This window comes from Pseudomonas azerbaijanoccidentalis (assembly GCF_019145495.1).
Lineage (GTDB): Bacteria > Pseudomonadota > Gammaproteobacteria > Pseudomonadales > Pseudomonadaceae > Aquipseudomonas > Aquipseudomonas azerbaijanoccidentalis.
Window position 1 is genome coordinate 99601 of sequence record NZ_JAHSTU010000007.1, and the last position, 18437, is coordinate 118037.

An 18437-nucleotide genomic window follows, 5' to 3' on the forward strand; every position below is an offset into this window, starting at 1 on the left:
AAAAGATCGCAGCCTTCGGCAGCTCCTACATGGGTCGTAATTCCTGTAGGAGCTGCCGAAGGCTGCGAGCTTTCGATCTTCAACAAAAAGCCCCGCTTCTGCGGGGCTTTTTGTATTACGCGGTGGCTTTCTTCGCGTTGATCTTCTTCAACTCTTCATCGCGCAATTCACGACGCAGGATCTTGCCGACGTTGGTGGTCGGCAGCGCATCGCGGAACTCCACGGAGCGTGGCACTTTGTAGCCGGTGACGTTGGCGCGCATGTGCTCCATCACCGTCTCCTTGGTCAGGGTCACGCCCGGTTTGGCGACGATGAAAATCTTGATCGCTTCGCCCGACTTCTCGTCCGGCACACCAATGGCCGCGCATTGCAATACGCCCGGCAGGGTGGCCAGCACGTCTTCGAGCTCATTCGGGTACACGTTGAAACCGGACACCAGAATCATGTCTTTCTTGCGATCGACAATGCGCATGTAGCCATCGGGCTGGATCAGCGCGATGTCACCGGTCTTCAACCAACCTTCGCTGTCGAGGATTTCATCGGTGGCTTCCTGACGCTGCCAGTAGCCTTTCATGACCTGCGGGCCTTTCACGCACAGTTCGCCGATTTCACCCATTGGCTGCTCGACGCCGGCATCATTGATGACTTTGCACAGGGTCGACGGCACTGGAATGCCGATGGTGCCGATCTGGATGTGCTGGATCGGGTTGACCGTGGCCACCGGGCTGGTTTCGGTCATGCCGTAACCTTCGCAAATGGAGCAACCGGTGACCGCTTTCCAGCGTTCGGCGGCGGCCAATTGCAGCGCCATGCCGCCGGACAGGGTGACTTTCAGGGCGGAGAAGTCGAGCTTGCGGAAACCTTCGTTATTGCACAGGGCCACGAACAAGGTGTTGAGGCCAACGAAGCCGCTGAACTTCCACTTCGACAGTTCCTTGACCATCGCCGGCAGGTCGCGCGGGTTGCTGATCAGGATGTTGTGGTTGCCGATCAGCATCATCGCCATGCAATGAAAGGTGAACGCATAGATGTGGTACAGCGGCAGCGGCGTGATCAGGATCTCGCAACCTTCATTAAGGTTGGAACCCATCAGCGCCTTGCACTGCAACATGTTCGCGACCAGGTTGCGATGGGTCAGCATCGCGCCCTTGGCCACGCCGGTGGTGCCACCGGTGTATTGCAGCACGGCGACGTCGCTGCTGGCCGGGCTGGCTTCAGCCACTGGCTGACCATGGCCCTTGCTCAGCACATCGTTGAACTTGATGGCTTTCGGCAAGTGATACGCCGGCACCATCTTCTTCACGTACTTGATGACGCTGTTGATCAGCAGACGCTTGAGCGGCGGCAACAGGTCGGCAACTTCGGTGATGATGACGTGCTTGACGCCGGTTTTCGGCACGACGGTTTCTGCCAGGTGGGCCATGTTGGCCAGGCAGACCAGGGCCTTGGCACCGGAGTCGTTGAACTGGTGTTCCATTTCCCGTGCGGTGTACAACGGGTTGGTGTTGACCACGATCAGCCCGGCGCGGATGGCACCGAAGACGGCCACCGGGTACTGCAACACGTTAGGCAGTTGCACGGCGATTCGATCGCCCGGCTGCAAATCGGTATGCTGTTGCAGATACGCGGCAAAGGCACCGGACAATTCGTACAGTTCACCGTAGGTGATTGTCTTGCCCAGGTTGCTGAATGCCGGTTTGTTGGCGAAGCGTTGGCAGGATTGCTTCAACACTGCCTGAATATTCGGATACTCGTCTGGATTGATTTCAGCAGCAATCCCAGCTGGGTACTTATCCTTCCAAAAGTCTTCGATCATGGAAGCCCACTCCTCAGCAACGCGAATTCAGCACCGCATTTGATGCGATTATTATTGGTGTTTGGTCATTGGTGAATCTGGGCTTTTACACAGGCCGAGAAGCACAAAGCGCGCCGAGAGTAGCAGCTTTGCCAAGGGTCGCCTAGAGCCAAAAGCGGCCTCTACAGTCACATTTGTGACTCAAGAATGACAAGCGGTCATTTTAGAGCAAAAAACCTATAAAGCCCTGTAACCCGCGAAAAACGGGCCTTAAGCAAAAGATCGCAGCCTGCGGCAGCTCCTACGAAGAATGCGATCCCTGTAGGAGCTGCCGAAGGCTGCGATCTTTTGGAGTCACCTCGAACTCTACGCCCTGTTACGCGATATCACGCAACTCCCGCCGCAGAATCTTGCCCACCGGCGTCATCGGCAACGACTCACGCAAGACAATGTGCTTGGGCACTTTGTACGCCGTGAAGTTTTCCTTGCAATACGCCTTCAGCTCTTCAAGGCTGACCCCTGCTTCACGCGCCACCACGAACAACTTCACCGCCTCGCCAGAACGCTCGTCCGGCACACCGATGACCGCGCAGTTGGCGACTTTCGGGTGGGCCATGACCACGTCTTCGATCTCGTTCGGGTACACGTTGAAACCCGAGACAATGATCATGTCCTTCTTGCGGTCGACGATGCGCACAAAGCCATCCGGGTCGATCACTGCAATGTCGCCGGACTTGAACCAGCCGTCGGCATCCAGCACCTCGGCGGTGGCTTCGGGCTTCTGCCAGTAGCCTTTCATGATCTGCGGGCCTTTGATGCACAACTCGCCGCGCTCACCCAACGGCTGCTCCACACCGTCATCGTTGATCACCTTCAGCATGGTGCCCGGCACCGGCAGGCCGACCGTGCCGATGCGCGACTGGTCGCCGTACGGGTTGGTGCAGGCCACCGGCGAGGTTTCGGTCAGGCCATAGCCTTCGGTGATGCGGCAACCGGTCAACTGTTCCCAGCGTTCGGCGGTGGCCTTGACCAGCGCGGTGCCACCGGAGTTGGTGAGCTTGAGGCTGGAGAAATCAAGGGTCTTGAAGTCCGGGTGATCCATCAGCGCAACGAACAGCGTGTTGAGCCCGAGCAACGCCGAGAACCGCCAGTTTTTCAGCTCCTTGATAAAGCCGCCGATGTCCCGTGGATTGGTGATCAGCACGTTATGGTTGCCGGTCACCATCATGCACATGCAATTCGCCGTGAATGCATAGATGTGGTACAGCGGCAGCGGCGCGATCATCACTTCCTGCCCTTCGCGCAACAGAGGCTGCCCGTCAGCGGCAAACTGGCTGAGACACGCCCGCGCCTGCTGCATGTTGGCCACCAGGTTGCCGTGGGTCAGCATGGCGCCCTTGGCCAAACCGGTGGTGCCGCCGGTGTATTGCAACACGGCGATGTCATTGAGGCCGGCGTTCAGCGGCTTGATGCCCAGGCCCCGGCCCATGCGCAACGCACTTTTGAAGGAAATGGCCTGGGGCAAGGCGTACGCCGGGACCATTTTCTTGACCTTGCTGACCAGCGTGTTGACCAGCCAGCCCTTGGCAGCGGGCATGAAGTCGCCCATTTTGGCTTCGATCAGGTACTGGATATCGGTGTCGGGCAGCACTTCCTGGACTTTCTGCCCGAACATGTTCAGGTACACCAGCGCCCGGGCACCGGAGTCCTTGAACTGGTGACGCATCTCGCGCGCGGTGTATAGCGGGTTGGTGTTGACCACGATCAACCCGGCGCGCAACGCGCCGAACACGGCAATCGGATAGTGCAGGACGTTGGGCATCTGTACTGCGATGCGATCCCCCGGCGCCAGGTCGGTGTGCGCTTGCAGGTAACCGGCGAACGCGGCGCTGTAGCGTTCCAGTTCGGCGTAGGTCAGGGTGATGCCCATGTTGCTGAACGCCGGGCGGTCAGCAAATTTCTTGCAGGAACGTTCGAACACCTCGATCACCGACTTATAGGCGCCCGCATCAATGTCCAGGGGCACGCCGGCCGGGCGCTTGTCATTCCAGAAATCAGGTTGCATTGTTCTTGTCCTCTTTACCTGAGCCTATCCGGGCCGCTTTTCTGTCATTTCTTTCTGATCCTTCAAAAAGCAGAAAGCGAAAAGCGGAGCTTCACGGACACTAGCAGTTATGGCCAATCAGGCAAATATGCGCAAAGGCGTCATTGATCGTGTGAATCTTCCTGCCGTGGGGTGGGCTGATGCCGGTGACGCAATGCGCTATACAATGCATCGTGCCCGCGCCCGCGTATGGCCTCATATGGAAAGGAATCGCCATGATCCACGACACGTTCTGGCTGACCACCAGTGACCGCAGCCGCCTCTTCGTCAATCAATGGCAGCCCACAGGCAGCCTCAAGGCGGTGATTTTGCTGGCCCACGGGATGGCCGAACACAGCGGGCGTTATGCGCGTCTGGCAGAAAATTGCTGTGATCAGGGCTTCGGCGTGTATGCACCGGACTTGCGCGGACATGGCAAAACTGCCGAAAACGGGACCCTCGGTCATTTCGCTGACAACGACGGCTGGGCCAAAGTGGTGGGTGATCTGGCATGCCTGAATCAGCACATCGGCCAAGAACATCCCGGTGTGCCGATCATTTTGCTCGGCCACAGCATGGGCAGCTACATTGCCCAGGGGTATCTGCTGCATCACAGCGCCAGCCTGCACGGGGCGATTCTCAGCGGCTCGAACTTCCAGCCCTTGGCGCTCTACCGGGCCGCCCGGCAGATTGCCCGTTTCGAACGCCTGCGCCAGGGGCCCAAGGGGCGCAGCGCGCTGATCGAATGGCTGTCGTTCGGCTCGTTCAACAAAAAATTCAAACCGGCGCGCACACCATTCGACTGGCTCAGTCGCGACCCGACGGAGGTCGACCTGTACGCCCATGACCCGCTGTGCGGCTTCCGCTGCACCAATCAGCTGTGGGTCGATTTGCTCGGCGGGTTGCAGCAAATCAGCAAAGCGTCCAATCTCGCGCAGATCGATCCGGGCCTGCCATTGCTGGTGATTGGCGGTGAATGTGATCCGGTGAGTGAAGGCAAGCGTCTGAAAGATCTGGCCGACGCCCTGCGTGGAGCCGGCTGCCAGAGCCTGCAACTGACGATCTACCCGCAGGCGCGGCACGAACTGTTCAACGAAACCAACCGCGATGAAGTGACTGCCGATGTGCTGGGCTGGATCAACCAGACCTTGAGCAATCCCCGGCCACATCGAACCGAATAGTTTTTTTGTGAATTTTTTTATTCGTCACAGGAATTGAGACAGATGACCCAGGTTACCAACACCCCTTACGAAGCCCTCGAAGTCGGCCAGACCGCCAGCTTCAGCAAGACGGTCGAAGAGCGCGACATTCAGTTGTTCGCCGCGATGTCGGGCGACCACAACCCGGTGCACCTGGACGCCGAATACGCTGCCAGCACCATGTTCAAGGAACGCATCGCCCACGGCATGTTCAGCGGTGCACTGATCAGCGCCGCCGTCGCCTGCGAGCTGCCTGGGCCGGGCACTATCTACATCGGTCAGCAAATGAGCTTTCAGAAGCCGGTGAAAATTGGTGACACCCTGACGGTGCGTCTGGAGATCCTCGAAAAACTGCCGAAATTCCGCGTGCGCATTGCCACCCGCGTGTTCAATCAGCGCGATGAACTGGTGGTCGATGGCGAGGCGGAGATCCTCGCGCCCCGCAAGCAGCAGAGCGTGACGCTGACCGAGTTGCCTCCCATCAGCATTGGCTGATTTCTAGACGATCGCAGCCTGCGGAAGCTCCTACGCATGCACCTGTAGGAGCTGCCGCAGGCTGCGATCTTTTACGCTCAAGGCGCTTCCTGCACCTGCACGCTCGCCGTCATCCCCGCACTCAAGTTCAGCCCTTCGGGCACCTTGTCCAGTTTGATCCGCACCGGAATCCGCTGCGCCAGGCGCACCCAGTTAAAGGTCGGCTCCACTTCCGCCAGTAACTGGCCATCGGGGGTGGTGTTGCGATCGGTGATCCCCCGACTGATGCTTTCGACATGGCCCTGCAGGGCTTCCCCGGCGCTCATCAACCAGACTTTCACCGGATCGCCGACGTGAATCCGCGGCAGTTTGGTTTCTTCGAAGTAGGCCTGAACGTAGAAGGTCGAATCGTCGATCAACGCCATCACTGACTGGCCAGCGTTCACGTAATTGCCCTGCGCCAGGCGCAGGTTGGTGATGTGACCGTTACGGGGCGCATGAATCTGGCTGCGCGCCAGGTTGATCTCCGCGGCTTTTGCCTCGGCCTGTGCCTCACGCAATTCACCACGGGCAATGCCAGCATTGATTTGTGCGTTTTCACGCAGCTCGGCACTGATCGCTTGCGGCCCGAGGCTGGCACGACGGCTGGCTTCGCGCTCGCGCAGGCTCAGTTGTTGTTGACGGGTCTGCACCACGGCCTGGGCTTTTTCCAGTGCGGCTTCGAAACGGTCGCGGTCGATGCTCAACAGCAAATCCCCCGCCTTCACCTCTTGGTTGTCGTAAGCCTTGAGCTCGCGCACCCAGCCCGACACATCCGGCGCGATCACTACCACGTCAGCGCGAATGCGCGCATCGCGAGTCCATGGGGTGAGCATGTAGTACTGCCACAAATGCACGCCGGCAAAAATCGCCACCGCCACCAGGCACAGGGTTACCGCAACACGTACGGGGGTACGCATATTCAACTCCTTATAAAGGTCCGAGGACGACGGTGATCACGGTCAATACACAGACGTACAGGGCACAATCAAACAATGCTTCGTGCCAGACCCACCGGCCAATTGGCGTCAGCCGCAGCAACAGGCGCAACGCACCGGTCACCAGCAGCGCCAACAACACATAAATCAGAAACGGGCTGAGCAGCACGCCGCCCACCGCCCATTCACGCAAGCCCATGGTTTGCCTCCTGTTGCCGGCACCAGGCACGCCAGCTGTTTTGCAATTGCAGTACGGCGCCCTGGGCCAATTTCACCGGATCGCTAGGGGGCAAGGCGTAGAGGGTATGCAGCAAGCCCTCGCTTGCCTCGGCCAGCGCCTCGCCCCGACCGCCGGCCGGGCCTTGTTTGAGGACACTTTCCAGTTGTTCGAGGTAACGCTGTTGCGCTGCCGAAACCGGCACCTGCGCCACCGCCAGACTCATACGCAGGTGCAGCAATTCATCGCCGATATCCAGCCCGAGCAAGCCATCATCCCAGCGACTGCGCGCCGGCTCCGGCAGCTCTGGATAGTGCCGTGCCAATTGCAGCAAGCGGTCGGCCATGCGCCCGCCGAACCAGCTTTCGGCACCGGACAGATTGCGCCGGGTCAGGCGCACCAAATCGTCGAGGGTTGCCGCGAGCAATCGACGGCCATGCCACGCCGGGTTGCGCAGGATCAACAGATGAAACGCGAGCACCGCCGCGCCGACACCGATGACCATGGCCTGGGCGCTGTTGAAGAATGTCGCAACGTCGAACTTCATCTGATTGAGCGGCGCCACCAGCACAATGAAATGCAGGCAAAACGATGTGGCCGTAGCGCCAGTTTGCGGCTTGGCCATGCCCAGCGCGCCGAAAAACAACGGCACGCCCATGCCCAGGCAAAGCATGGCGAAGCTGCTCCATTGCGGCAGCAGAATCTGCCCGACGAAGAACGCCGCCGGGAGGGCGAGGAAAATACCGCGCATAAAACTCATGCCGATTTGCGCGCCATTCTCACGGCTGGCAAACAGGCTGCACACCACGCAGGTCAACAGCATTGCACCCGCCGCCGCAGGCCACGCCGTTGCCAGCCAAAAACACGCCACTACCAGAAAGGCCAGCGCACTCCGGGCACCGAATACCAGGGCCAGCGACAGGTCGCGATGAGGCGTCAGGGTTCTGGGCGGTGCAACCGTTTCACTGCCCTCTTCCACCGCGCTCAGCGCCGCAGTCGCCGCCATGGCCGTGTCCATCAGCAACGTGAAACGCACCAGGCAATAACTTTGCGCCGAGCTGATCTGCGGGTCATGGGATGCGTCGAGCAAGCGCGGACGCAAAGCTTGCAGCGTGGCGGGATCAGCGCCTTTCAGCGCTTCCTGGACCTCGTTCATCCACGGCAACAAATGCGCCGACTCCTGCGGCTCCAGTTGCTTCCACTGCCGGCGCACGGAACGGGCGATACGCAGCAGCATCAACAACTTCTGGCTCAATCCGCTGATGGCGCGTGCCCGATGCCGCCCCAGTGGCCCTTCGAACCAGGCATGTTCGCGCTGCGCGTCCACGGCGACGATTCGTCCGAGAATTTCCAGCAAACCTTTTCGCGCCTGACCATCTCCGGCCAGTGTGGCCCGCGCGGCATTCATGCCACTTTGCCAGGCCGCACGGGCCTGATCCGACAGTTGTCGTTCAACGCGCATCGGCCAGAGCAAGGCACTGCTGGCCGTGGCGCAGATAATCCCCAGGCTGATTTCGGTGCAGCGCGCCACGGCCTGATCGAACACGGTCAGCGGATGATTGATGGCAGGCAACGCGATGATCGCAACGGTGTACCCAGCCAGCACAAATGAATAAGACCAGGCACTGCGCAGCAAGGTCGAACTCGCCGTACACAGCCCGAGCCACAACGCCAACGCCAGCAAAAACAGCCAGGGTGTCTGGGCGAACAACCCCATGAATACAACCGACATGATCGTCCCGACCAGGGTCCCGCAAAGCCGCGCCAGACCTTTTTGCATGACCATTCCGGACAGCGGTTGCGCGACGATGAATGCCGTCATCAAGGCCCAGGCCGGTTGCTCCAGCCCCCAGCGCAGCGCCAGCCACAGTGCCACGCCGCCGCCGATCAAGGTCTTGATCGCAAACTGCAAGGCTTGGCGGTCAGGCGCGAACAACGCCCGGAAAGTGATAGGCACGACATGCACTCTTGAAAGGACGATTTAACGATAGTCGGCTTCGGCCGAACACTTGAAAAAACAAATTATTAGCTAGCTATCTATATCCCGTCCAGCGTTAAATTCCGTGCACAAAAAAACGCCAGACTGGCTGGCGTTTTTGACAGCTAACGCAGGCTTAAGAGCGTGCGCGCGCCTGATTGCGCAGGGCTTTCACCTGATCGTGATTGCGTTGCACGCCATGGTACTGACGCTCGACGATGTCTCGGATGCCGACCAGGTTGTGCTTATTGATTTTTTCCATCGCGTCGCGATAGGCCTTCAGCGCATGGTCTTCACCACGCTCGGCTTCATTGAGCACAGCCTCTTCGTCTTTGCCGGTGAACATCGACTTCACATCGACCCAACGACGGTGCAAATCACCGCTGACGCTGGTGGAAGTTTCCGGGTCGCCACCCATCGAACGCACAGCTGCCTGGAGTTCCGCAGCGGCACTGGCGCAATCAGCCGAACGCTGCACAAACAGGGTTTTGAGTTCAGGGTGCTTGATGTCTTCAGCGCAAGTCTTGAACCCTTCCTGACCGTCCTTGCTGGTTTCAATCAGGTCGTTGAGTACAGAGATCGCTTCTTTATTCATGTCGGTCATTTTTCAATTCCTTACGGTGGATGAAAGATGACTTAGTCGTTGCAGGGCGCATGCCAGCCCGACAAACATAAAATATTTGTTATTTTTCAAATAGTTAGGTTTATCGTTGAAATCTGTATCCGTTTTTTTTGCATGATCTGTCAATTGGCCTGCATGCAGAATGCCTGTATTTTCCAGACTCAATGATTCAAGACGACTACTGAGTGATGAACCCTGAAAAGCTCGAACTGCTGATCACCCGAGAAATGCCCTTCGGCAAATACAAGGGACGGATCATTGCTGACCTGCCCGGCCCCTACCTGAACTGGTTCGCCCGGGAAGGTTTTCCCCATGGCGAACTCGGAGGCTTGCTGGCCCTGATGCAGGAAATCGATCACAACGGCTTGTCGGAATTGCTGGAGCCCTTACGCGCCAAACATGGCAAACCGGCCCCTCGTCACTGATCCACTCCTCTTCCCCTGATCGAGTAAGCCCATGCCCGACAACACCCGCCGCGCCCGTGATGAAGCCTTTTGGCAGACCTTTGCCGACCGCTACGATCTGCAACCGGGGCCGATCAATCTGGAGAACGGTTACTTCGGACGCATGTCGCGCACGGTGGTCGAGGAGTATCAGCGCAACATCGAGCTGATCAACCGCAGCAACTCGGTGTATGTGCGCCAACGCTTCGAACAAGGCGACAGCTTGAAGATCCGCGCGCAACTGGCCGGTCTGATCGGCGTGCCCGCCGAGAGTGTCGCCCTCACGTCCAATGCGACGGACGGTTTGCAATCGTTGATCCGCAACTACAACCGCCTGCAACCGGGCGATCAAGTGCTGATCTGCGACCTGGAGTACGACACGGTCAAGGGCGCCATGCGCTGGCTGGCGCACCAACGGGGTGTCGAAGTGATCGAGATCGACCACGTCCACCCCGCCAGTTTCGACAGTTTGCTGACCACCTACCGCGAAGCGTTTGCGCGCCATCCACGACTCAAGTTGATGGCGCTGACCCACGTCACCCACCGCACCGGCCTGGTGATGCCCGTGCAAGCGATTGCCGCCGCCGCCAAAGAACATGGCATCGACGTCATCCTCGACGGCGCCCATGCGTTGGGGCAGCTGGAGTTTGATCTGGATGAGCTGGGCATCGCTTTCGCCGCGTACAACCTGCACAAGTGGATCGGTGCGCCGCTGACCCTTGGCTTCCTTTACATCGCCCCCGAGCGCCTGGCCGACATCGACCCGGACATGGGTGAGATGCATTTCCCGGTCACCGACATTCGCGCCCGCACGCCCTACAGCACACCGAACATCCCGGCATTGCTGACCTTGCCGCTGGTGCTCGAAGAGCATTGGGCCATGGGCGGTTCGGCGGCCAAGGGCGCACGTCTCAATTACCTGCGCAACCTGTGGGTGCGAGCGGTTCGTGAGCATGCGGGCATCGAAGTCATGACCCCGGACGACCCGCGGTTGTACTGCGGCATCACCTCGATGCGCTTTACCGCGCACGCCGACCAACAGGCGATGGCCGAACGACTGCTCAGCAACTACAACCTGTTCACCGTGGTGCGCAACGGCGCGGCCACTGGTCCATGCATTCGCATTACGCCGGGGCTGACCAGCACCGCGGCCGACATCAACCTGCTGGCCACGGCACTGACGGAACTGGGCTGACGTCAAACCGTGTATTTATCGAAGTCTTCCGGCTTGATCTGCGTCGACACTGCAAAGGTGTCGATGCCAATGGTCATCTGCCCGAAAAAACCGTCGTCATTGGAATCTCGACCGAGGGTATGCACATTCAGGGTCGAGGCTTCGCCACCCATGGTGGTGAAGAAGTGATCCTGCTCGTTGTTCAGTGGCTGCGCTGCACGGCCGCTGTACTGCCGACTGCCGAGCACTGAACGAGACGCCACTTCGGGAAAGTACAACTGCCCGACCCAGGCGACATGCCGCTCTTCCAGATAGTTGTGGCCCGAGGTGATCCGCACGGCCACATGGATGTGCAGCGTGCGGCCGGCGTAGAACCCCGGATAAATGGTGGTAAAGCGCACGTTCCCGGCTTTGTCGGTGAACTGTGCGCCCCGCAGGTACGTGTCGTCATAGGTTCGCGGAATCGAGCCGATGTCGCCGTCGTCGACCTCTTGGTCCGGGTTGATTTTGCTCCAGCCTGAATAGGCACCCCGTGCATTGCAGTGCCAGATATCGACCAGCGCATCGGTGACCGGTTGGCCGGTCATGGCATCGACGATGTTCAAGCGCAGGATCAACGGAATGCCATCGGCGCTTTCGCTGATGTTGCGGCGAATCAGTTTCGGATTGCGAAAATAGGGGCCGGCGATCTGTTCGGGGGACAGCAGGCAAACGGGTGTTGCTGAGATGTTGGCGTCCATGACGTTCTCTCTTCCATAAGATGAACGCAGGCTAGCACCGGCCGGTTTTCGCGATGCGGGAACTATGTATCGGCATTTGTAGCAGCTGGCGCAGCCTGCGTTCGGCTGCGCAGCAGTCGCCCATCCAGAATGCAGGTTCCTGCTGACAGACCGCGAATCTCGAATTTACGACTGCTTCGCAGCCGAACGCAGCCTTCGGCAGCTGCTACAGGGTTGTGTCGAGGCAGTCGAAAGGGTTTTCGTCAGGCAAAAAAAAACGGTGCACCGACCAAGCGCACCGTAAAGCCGTAGAACACACAACGAAGTGTCGGGTGAAGCGATCAGTCCAGCAGCGCCAATGCCTCGGCGGTGCATTCCTGAATGCGGGCCCAGTCGCCGTTCTTGATCCACTCCGGATCAAGCATCCAGCTACCGCCCACGCACATGACGTTTTTCAATGCCATGTAGCTCTTGATGTTGGCTGGACCCACGCCGCCAGTCGGGCAAAATTTCACTTCGCCGAATGGACCGCCCAGGGCCTTGATGGCCGCGACGCCGCCGCTGACTTCCGCCGGGAACAGCTTGAAGCGGCGATAACCCAGGCCATAGCCTTCCATGATGCCCGAGGCATTGCTGATGCCTGGCAACAGCGGAATCGGACTGGCGACGCTGGCTTCCAGCAGGTCACGGGTGATGCCCGGGGTGACGATGAACTGCGAGCCCGCCGCTTCGGCCGCGGCCAGCATGTTGCGGTCGAGCACGGTGCCGGCACCGGTCATCAGTTCCGGACGCTGTTCACGCAGGATCTGGATGGCCTTGAGGCCGAACTGCGAACGCAGGGTCACTTCCAGGGCGGTCAGGCCACCGGCGGCGAGGGCATCGGCCAGCGGCAGAACATCCTGCTCGCGGGCAATGGTGATCACCGGCAGGATCCGCGCCTTGGCGCAGAGGCTGTCGATCAGGGCAACTTTATCCGCCATGGAAACGGTCGGGGATGGGTTTGTCATAGCGGCTGTTCCTTGGCTCATGGGCACCAGTAAATCTCTAACGTGGGTTGCAAAAACGCGCGAATCGGTAGCGCGGCGACATCGTCACCGGCCAGTGCGGTGTTCAGGGTGGTCAGCTTGGACTGACCGGAAATCGATAGAACCTTGTGTTTGGCCGAAGCCAGCAGCGCGCGACTCATGGTCAGGCGTTGATGCGGCACGGTCGGCGCCAGCATCGGGTAGCAGCGACGAACGCCATCGGCCTTCAATGCCTCGGCAAGGTTCGGGCTGTTGGGGAACAGCGAGGCGGTGTGGCCGTCATCGCCCATGCCCAGTATCAGCACGTCGATCACCGGCAACTCGGAGAGCAAACGGTCAGCCTGCTCGGCCGCCTGTTCCAGGTTGGCACTGGCGCTGTACAGGCTCAGGAACTGCGCCTTGGCCGCCGGACCTTGCAACAGATACTTTTTCAGCAAACCGGCATTGCTGTCGGCATGCTCAACCGGCACCCAGCGTTCATCCGCCAGGCTGATGACCACGTTCGACCAATCCAGCGCCTGCTTGGCCAGGTGCTGGAAAAACGCCACCGGGCTGCGGCCACCGGAGACCACCAGGGTCGCCGTGCCTTGCGCTTCGATGGCATCGCTCAGTTGCTTGGCCACCGACAACGCCAGGCCCTCGGCCAACAGCGTCGGGCTCTTGAACTCACGGGCGCTGACGCCCTGAGGCAGTTTCAAATCAGATATCGCCATACCACGACCTCCCATCCCGCGTGATCAGTGCAATGGAGCTCATCGGCCCCCAGGACCCGGCCGCGTACGGCTTGGGCGCATCACCGGATTTTTTCCACCCGGCGATCAACTGGTCACACCACTTCCACGCGGCTTCGATTTCATCTTTACGGACAAACAGGTTCTGATTGCCGCGCATCACTTCCAGCAACAACCGCTCGTAGGCATCGGGAATCCGTGCGCTGCTCCAGGTGTCGGAAAAATTCAGCTGCAACGGACCGCTGCGCAGCTGCATGCCTTTGTCCAGGCCTTGGTCTTTGGTCATCACACGCAAGGAAATGCCTTCGTCCGGTTGCAGGCGGATAATCAGCTTGTTGCTGATTTGCAGGCGCTGCTCGGGGGCGAAGATGTAGTGCGACGGTTCCTTGAAGTGGATGACGATCTGCGACAGTTTTTGCGGCATGCGCTTGCCGGTACGCAGGTAGAACGGCACGCCGGCCCAGCGCCAGTTGCGGATGTCGGCACGCAGGGCGACGAAGGTTTCGGTGTCGCTCTGGGTGTTGGAATTCGGCTCTTCCAGGTAGCCCGGCACCGGTTTGCCTTCGCTGTAACCGGCGATGTACTGGCCACGCACCACTTGGGTGGTCAGGCCTTCCGGGCTGATCGGCGCCAGGGCCTTGAGCACTTTGACTTTCTCGTCGCGGATGCTGTCGGCGGACAGGTCCGCCGGTGGGTCCATGGCGATCAGGCAGAGCAGTTGCAGCAGGTGATTCTGGATCATGTCCCGCAGCTGGCCGGCCTTGTCGAAGTAACCCCAACGGCCTTCGATGCCAACCTTCTCGGCCACGGTGATTTCCACGTGGGAAATGTAATTCTGGTTCCACTGGGTTTCGAACAGGCTGTTGGCGAAACGCAGGGCGATCAGGTTCTGGACGGTTTCTTTGCCCAGGTAATGGTCGATGCGGTAGGTGCGGTTTTCCGGGAAGAACTGTGCCACCGCGTCGTTGACCTTGCGCGAAGACTCCAGGTCCGAACCGATGGGTTTTTCCAGCACCACGCGGGTGTTTTCCGCCAGGCCGACTTTCGCCAGGTTCTCGCAGATCGCGCCGTAAACGGCTGCCGGGGTCGCAAAGTAGGCAATGACGCGCTGCGAGCTGCCGGCCCTCTCCGCCAGGGCGACGTAGTCTTCTGATTTGAGGAAATCGACGTGCAGATAAGTCAGGCGCGTTAGAAAGCGCTCAACCACGGCTTCGTCCAGCTCTTTGGCACCGACGTAGCGGCGCAGCTCGGAGGCGATGAACGCCAGGTGCTCCTGTTCGCTGCCAGGCTCACGAGCCAGCGCGATGATCCGCGTGTCCTCGTGCAAGAGGCCGGCGCCGTCGAGTTGATAAAGGGCAGGAAACAACTTTCGCAGGGCCAGATCGCCGAGGGCGCCGAACAAGGCAAAGGTGCACGGTTCAACCGTAATCGAGAGCATGATGTTTGTTCTTTTATCAAGTTAAGCTACAAATACCTTTTTTCAAGGCATCACTCAAGGGAAAATGTAGTAATAACCACAACATTTTCGCAAAATACAGATTCCGAGTGGTGGTCGGTCGGAGCCATCAGTAGGATAGGCCACCGTTACGGGCCTCACCAAAGGCCCTTTTTGCATTAGCCGCGCGCTTATCAGCGCCGGTGAATCAAGGAAACTCATATGGACCGCGTGCGAAATTTACTGGAACAGATCCAGAGTCGCCTTGAAGAGCTCAACAAGGCCGAACGCAAAGTCGCCGAAGTGATCCTGCTCAACCCGCAGCAGGCCACTCGTTTCAGCATTGCCGCCCTCGCCCAGGCCGCTTCGGTCAGTGAGCCGACGGTCAATCGTTTCTGCCGCTCGTTCGGTGTCAGCGGCTATCCCGAGCTAAAGCTTCAGTTGGCCCAGAGCCTGGCCAGCGGCGCCGCCTATGTCAGTCGAGCGGTCGAAGCTGACGACAACCCGGAAGCGTATACCAAGAAGATTTTCGGCAGCGCCATTGCCTCCCTCGACAGCGCTTTGCAGGCGCTGGATCCCAACCTGATCAGCCGCGCCGTCGACCTGTTGATCCAGGCCCGGCAGATCCACTTTTTCGGCCTCGGCGCCTCCGCGCCAGTGGCACTGGATGCGCAGCACAAGTTCTTCCGTTTCAACCTCGCCGTGACCGCCCACGCCGATGTGCTGATGCAGCGCATGATTGCTTCGGTGGCGCACACCGGCGAATTGTTCGTCATCATCTCTTACACCGGCCGCACCCGCGAACTGGTGGAGGTGGCGCGCATTGCCCGGGAGAACGGCGCTTCGGTACTCGGCTTGACCGCGGAAAACTCACCACTGGCCAAGGCCAGCACATTGAGCCTGAACATTCCGCTGCCGGAAGACACCGACATCTACATGCCGATGACATCGCGAATCATCCAGCTGACCGTGCTCGACGTACTCGCCACGGGCATGACCTTGCGTCGCGGGGTGGATTTCCAGCCGCATTTGCGCAAGATCAAAGAGAGCTTGAATGCGAGCCGGTATCCGGTGGGTGACGAATTTAATTAGGACGCTTCGCGTAAAAGATCGCAGCCTCGTTTCACTCGACAGCTCCTACAGGTGTACACGCGCCGTTCTCTGTAGGAGCTGCCGAAGGCTGCGATCTCTTGATCTTCTTCACACCCCCACCCGCGCCTGCAAACTCAAATGCGCCCGCTCACCCGGTTTCAGGCACAAGCTGTCAGTGCCGCCGCTCGCGGCCTCCACGCAAACAAATTCGGATATCTCGTTCCAGCTCACCCCCAACAACGGCCGTGAGCCCGGATGCCACACCACGGTGTCCGCCGTGTCCCCGGTATCGATGCACAACGCCCGATCCCAGGCATGATCGTTGAGCTGCAATTCGCCGTCATGCTGGAACACCCGCTGACAACCACCGTCCACCCGTAACTCGCCTTCCTGCTGACAAATTTGCCGGTTCAACTGGTCATAACCCTGCGCGCCTTCGAGCCCAGACAGCGCTATCTCACTGACATCGCCAATACGCCAGTAAGCGTGCAAAGCCTGGCTCAGCTGGCACGGCATGTCGTCCTGATGCTCGGTACTCAGGCGCAATTCCATGCGTTCACCCAGGTGCGCATGCAGGTCCACCTGCCAGTCGCACAGCTCAAGTTGCCAGTGCAGACGCACGCCATCATCGTCGCTGCTGCTGTCGATCAACTTCCAGTCGAGCAGCCGCGCCCAGCCATGGGACGGCCAGGCGTTCTCGCTCGGGTGACGGCCATACCACGGCCAGCACACCGGCACACCACCCCGAATGGCTCCGACCTGCGGCCACTTCGCCGCACACCACAACCAGGGTTTTTGCCCCTTGGGCTGAAAGTGCAACAACTGCGCGCCCTGGCGACTGAACACGGCCTGACACAGCGGATGATCAATCACCAACACGTCGCGCTTCTGATAGCGCTCCCACGCAAACACCGGACGTTCGCGCAAGGATTTGAAGAAGCGTTGTAGCGGATGCTCAAGCATGTGCCACGGTCCTGAAATCAACGATCAGCGGGGTGCGCAGCCCCTCAAAAAAAAGCGGACAGCCTTGGCTGTCCGCAAAATGCGCACATAGAGAGGAGCTTATCGCAGTCGCGTTAGAACACCGACTGAATTTTCAGACCGGCCACCAGCGCGTTGTCGACTTCATCCACACCACCTGGGTGAGTGATGTACTGCAGGTTAGGACGCACGGTCAGCCAGTTGGTAACGTGGAAACCGTAGTTGAGCTCGTAGTTGTACTCGGTCTCACGCAGTGGCGAGAACAGCGGGTCTTCGTAGTTGCTCACCCCATTGGCAGCGTTGGTCAGCTCGGCGTTTTTCTTCACGTCATCGTTGACATGGATGCGGGCGAAACCGATGCCCAGGTCATCTTTCGGACGCGCATCAAACGGACCTTTGTACACAAACATCAACGACTGATAGTTGTCGACGACGTTGGTGTCCTTGTCGTGGAACGTCGCGTTCGCCGCAATGTTCAGACCACGGGTCGCATCGCCGTTATGGCTGGTGAGTTGCTGTTGCGCCACGAACCAGTAGCCGTGCTTGCTGCTGTGGCTGCGATAAGCGTTGCCGCTGGTGGCCGCATCGTCGCCGTTTTCATCTTCGCGAACGTCATCGGCGCTGGCGGTGCTTTTGTAGTAACCGACACGGTATTCGCCCGGCAGGTTACCCGGGTTAGGCAGCCACACCAGTTCGACCGGCAGAACGGTGCCTTTTGTACCGCTGCCACTGAGCTTGAAGCCGTTGCCGTGTTCCAGTTGCGACGGGTTCTGGTTGTAGGCACCGATCTGCGCATACCACTCCGGCGAGATGTTGTACTTCACGCGGATTGCGGCCTGGCTGACGGGCCAGTTGTACCAGATGTTGGTCGCCCAGTTACCCACCTGGGAACCGCAGAACGCCAGGTTCTGGAATTCGCATGGGAAGGTGTTGAAGTCTTCGCCCTCACCGAAGTAACCGGCCTTGACGTCGAGTTTGTTGTCGAAGAACTGGTGCTTGATCCACAACTGGGTCAGACGAACCATGTGGCCACGGCCGTAGACTTCCTGCGAGGAGCTCAACGTGCCGGCACGCGGGTCGCCGACGCGGTCATTGGAAATGTTTTCGCCGTTACGGTTGGTGAGCTGGATCTTGGCCTGGGTGTTATCCCAGCCAAACAGCTTCTCCAGGTCCAGCGCCGCCCCCAGGCCGAACTGGTCGCTGTAGCGCGCAGTCTTGTCATCGTTGAAACCGCCATGGAGGTTGCCGCCGACTTCACCGACGTAATCCATTTTGATGTCGATGCCTTGCTCGATCAGCCTGGTTCGTTCGCCACCCCAGTCGCCGGTCATCCACTCCGAGTCAGCGCTGAACGCGTCAGCCGCGTGCACACTACCGGCCAGCATCATTGCCGCGACGGCTGATAACTGGCAGATAAGCTGAGCGTTGTTGTTCTTCTTCATCCCTACATCCTCGTTTTATTGTTATTAACTTTTCTTTTTCTAACGCGGTT

17 protein-coding genes are annotated in these 18437 nt (G+C 59.4%); 5 read left to right on the forward strand and 12 right to left on the reverse strand.

Features of this window, described 5'->3' with window-relative positions; translation table 11 throughout:
* Window positions 1–115 precede the first annotated feature (115 nt).
* Together fadD1 and fadD2 are read right to left on the reverse strand one after the other, a co-directional pair.
* Window positions 116–1816, reverse strand: coding sequence for a long-chain-fatty-acid--CoA ligase FadD1 (gene fadD1, locus KVG88_RS21715; RefSeq protein ID WP_150703087.1), 1701 nt, complete (start codon window positions 1814–1816; stop codon window positions 116–118).
* A gap of 355 nt (window positions 1817–2171) precedes the next feature.
* On the reverse strand, window positions 2172–3860 hold the full coding sequence (gene fadD2, locus KVG88_RS21720; protein WP_217872730.1) for a long-chain-fatty-acid--CoA ligase FadD2: 1689 nt from the start codon (window positions 3858–3860) through the stop codon (window positions 2172–2174).
* Window positions 3861–4114: 254 nt separating this feature from the next.
* On the opposite strand from fadD2, the gene KVG88_RS21725 reads away from it, so the two are divergent.
* Complete coding sequence (locus tag KVG88_RS21725) at window positions 4115–5059, forward strand: alpha/beta hydrolase (RefSeq protein ID WP_150703085.1); 945 nt, start codon at window positions 4115–4117, stop codon at window positions 5057–5059.
* A gap of 42 nt (window positions 5060–5101) precedes the next feature.
* The gene (locus KVG88_RS21730) at window positions 5102–5572 is read left to right on the forward strand and encodes a MaoC family dehydratase (protein WP_056852612.1); all 471 of its coding nucleotides are present in this window, start codon (window positions 5102–5104) and stop codon (window positions 5570–5572) included.
* 77 nt (window positions 5573–5649) lie between these two features.
* Here the strand turns inward: KVG88_RS21730 and KVG88_RS21735 are convergent, their stop codons facing one another.
* From KVG88_RS21735 to KVG88_RS21750, 4 genes are all read right to left on the reverse strand, one after another.
* Complete coding sequence (locus KVG88_RS21735) at window positions 5650–6510, reverse strand: efflux RND transporter periplasmic adaptor subunit (RefSeq protein WP_150703084.1); 861 nt, start codon at window positions 6508–6510, stop codon at window positions 5650–5652.
* Between the two features lie 10 nt (window positions 6511–6520).
* A complete protein-coding gene (locus KVG88_RS21740; RefSeq protein WP_056852614.1) occupies window positions 6521–6727 on the reverse strand; it encodes a DUF1656 domain-containing protein in 207 nt (68 codons plus the stop codon).
* On the reverse strand, window positions 6714–8702 hold the full coding sequence (locus tag KVG88_RS21745) for an FUSC family protein (RefSeq protein ID WP_217872731.1): 1989 nt from the start codon (window positions 8700–8702) through the stop codon (window positions 6714–6716). Before KVG88_RS21745 ends, KVG88_RS21740 begins: the two co-directional genes overlap by 14 nt.
* Before the next feature lie 157 nt (window positions 8703–8859).
* Window positions 8860–9327, reverse strand: coding sequence for a ferritin-like domain-containing protein (locus KVG88_RS21750; RefSeq protein ID WP_150703082.1), 468 nt, complete (start codon window positions 9325–9327; stop codon window positions 8860–8862).
* A 206-nt stretch (window positions 9328–9533) separates the two neighbouring features.
* Here KVG88_RS21750 and KVG88_RS21755 point away from each other — a divergent pair, with 206 nt between their 5' ends.
* Complete coding sequence (locus KVG88_RS21755; protein WP_003213031.1) at window positions 9534–9770, forward strand: DUF3820 family protein; 237 nt, start codon at window positions 9534–9536, stop codon at window positions 9768–9770.
* A gap of 31 nt (window positions 9771–9801) precedes the next feature.
* Window positions 9802–10983: an aminotransferase class V-fold PLP-dependent enzyme gene (locus KVG88_RS21760; protein ID WP_217872732.1), complete on the forward strand. Its 1182-nt coding sequence runs from the start codon at window positions 9802–9804 to the stop codon at window positions 10981–10983.
* Window positions 10984–10985: 2 nt separating this feature from the next.
* On the opposite strand, the gene KVG88_RS21765 is transcribed toward KVG88_RS21760, so the two are convergent.
* The 4 genes from KVG88_RS21765 to zwf form a co-directional block, all read right to left on the reverse strand.
* On the reverse strand, window positions 10986–11702 hold the full coding sequence (locus KVG88_RS21765; RefSeq protein WP_217872733.1) for an intradiol ring-cleavage dioxygenase: 717 nt from the start codon (window positions 11700–11702) through the stop codon (window positions 10986–10988).
* A 320-nt stretch (window positions 11703–12022) separates the two neighbouring features.
* Entirely contained in the window at window positions 12023–12688 is a 666-nt protein-coding gene (locus tag KVG88_RS21770) for a bifunctional 4-hydroxy-2-oxoglutarate aldolase/2-dehydro-3-deoxy-phosphogluconate aldolase (RefSeq protein WP_034150098.1), read from the reverse strand.
* Window positions 12689–12705: 17 nt separating this feature from the next.
* On the reverse strand, window positions 12706–13419 hold the full coding sequence (gene pgl, locus KVG88_RS21775) for a 6-phosphogluconolactonase (RefSeq protein WP_217872734.1): 714 nt from the start codon (window positions 13417–13419) through the stop codon (window positions 12706–12708).
* A complete protein-coding gene (zwf, locus tag KVG88_RS21780) occupies window positions 13406–14875 on the reverse strand; it encodes a glucose-6-phosphate dehydrogenase (protein ID WP_150703078.1) in 1470 nt (489 codons plus the stop codon). The genes pgl and zwf overlap by 14 nt, the downstream gene beginning before the upstream one ends.
* Window positions 14876–15103: 228 nt before the next feature.
* On the opposite strand from zwf, the gene KVG88_RS21785 reads away from it, so the two are divergent.
* On the forward strand, window positions 15104–15964 hold the full coding sequence (locus KVG88_RS21785) for a MurR/RpiR family transcriptional regulator (RefSeq protein ID WP_173668879.1): 861 nt from the start codon (window positions 15104–15106) through the stop codon (window positions 15962–15964).
* 108 nt (window positions 15965–16072) lie between these two features.
* Here KVG88_RS21785 and KVG88_RS21790 read toward each other — a convergent pair whose 3' ends face one another.
* Together KVG88_RS21790 and KVG88_RS21795 are read right to left on the reverse strand one after the other, a co-directional pair.
* Window positions 16073–16927 (reverse strand): D-hexose-6-phosphate mutarotase, encoded by an 855-nt coding sequence (locus KVG88_RS21790; protein ID WP_217872735.1) that lies wholly within the window; start codon window positions 16925–16927, stop codon window positions 16073–16075.
* Window positions 16928–17040: 113 nt separating this feature from the next.
* Complete coding sequence (locus KVG88_RS21795; RefSeq protein WP_217872736.1) at window positions 17041–18387, reverse strand: carbohydrate porin; 1347 nt, start codon at window positions 18385–18387, stop codon at window positions 17041–17043.
* Window positions 18388–18437: the final 50 nt, after the last annotated feature.

Bases quoted from the DNA above. Each gene is read 5' to 3' on its own strand.
- fadD1 (WP_150703087.1), bottom strand. From the start codon at position 1,816: ATGATCGAAGACTTTTGGAAGGATAAGTACCCAGCTGGGATTGCTGCT.
- fadD2 (WP_217872730.1), bottom strand. From the start codon at position 3,860: ATGCAACCTGATTTCTGGAATGACAAGCGCCCGGCCGGCGTGCCCCTG.
- KVG88_RS21725 (WP_150703085.1), top strand. From the start codon at position 4,115: ATGATCCACGACACGTTCTGGCTGACCACCAGTGACCGCAGCCGCCTC.
- KVG88_RS21730 (WP_056852612.1), top strand. From the start codon at position 5,102: ATGACCCAGGTTACCAACACCCCTTACGAAGCCCTCGAAGTCGGCCAG.
- KVG88_RS21735 (WP_150703084.1), bottom strand. From the start codon at position 6,510: ATGCGTACCCCCGTACGTGTTGCGGTAACCCTGTGCCTGGTGGCGGTG.
- KVG88_RS21740 (WP_056852614.1), bottom strand. From the start codon at position 6,727: ATGGGCTTGCGTGAATGGGCGGTGGGCGGCGTGCTGCTCAGCCCGTTT.
- KVG88_RS21750 (WP_150703082.1), bottom strand. From the start codon at position 9,327: ATGACCGACATGAATAAAGAAGCGATCTCTGTACTCAACGACCTGATT.
- KVG88_RS21755 (WP_003213031.1), top strand. From the start codon at position 9,534: ATGAACCCTGAAAAGCTCGAACTGCTGATCACCCGAGAAATGCCCTTC.
- KVG88_RS21760 (WP_217872732.1), top strand. From the start codon at position 9,802: ATGCCCGACAACACCCGCCGCGCCCGTGATGAAGCCTTTTGGCAGACC.
- KVG88_RS21765 (WP_217872733.1), bottom strand. From the start codon at position 11,702: ATGGACGCCAACATCTCAGCAACACCCGTTTGCCTGCTGTCCCCCGAA.
- KVG88_RS21770 (WP_034150098.1), bottom strand. From the start codon at position 12,688: ATGACAAACCCATCCCCGACCGTTTCCATGGCGGATAAAGTTGCCCTG.
- pgl (WP_217872734.1), bottom strand. From the start codon at position 13,419: ATGGCGATATCTGATTTGAAACTGCCTCAGGGCGTCAGCGCCCGTGAG.
- zwf (WP_150703078.1), bottom strand. From the start codon at position 14,875: ATGCTCTCGATTACGGTTGAACCGTGCACCTTTGCCTTGTTCGGCGCC.
- KVG88_RS21790 (WP_217872735.1), bottom strand. From the start codon at position 16,927: ATGCTTGAGCATCCGCTACAACGCTTCTTCAAATCCTTGCGCGAACGT.
- KVG88_RS21795 (WP_217872736.1), bottom strand. From the start codon at position 18,387: ATGAAGAAGAACAACAACGCTCAGCTTATCTGCCAGTTATCAGCCGTC.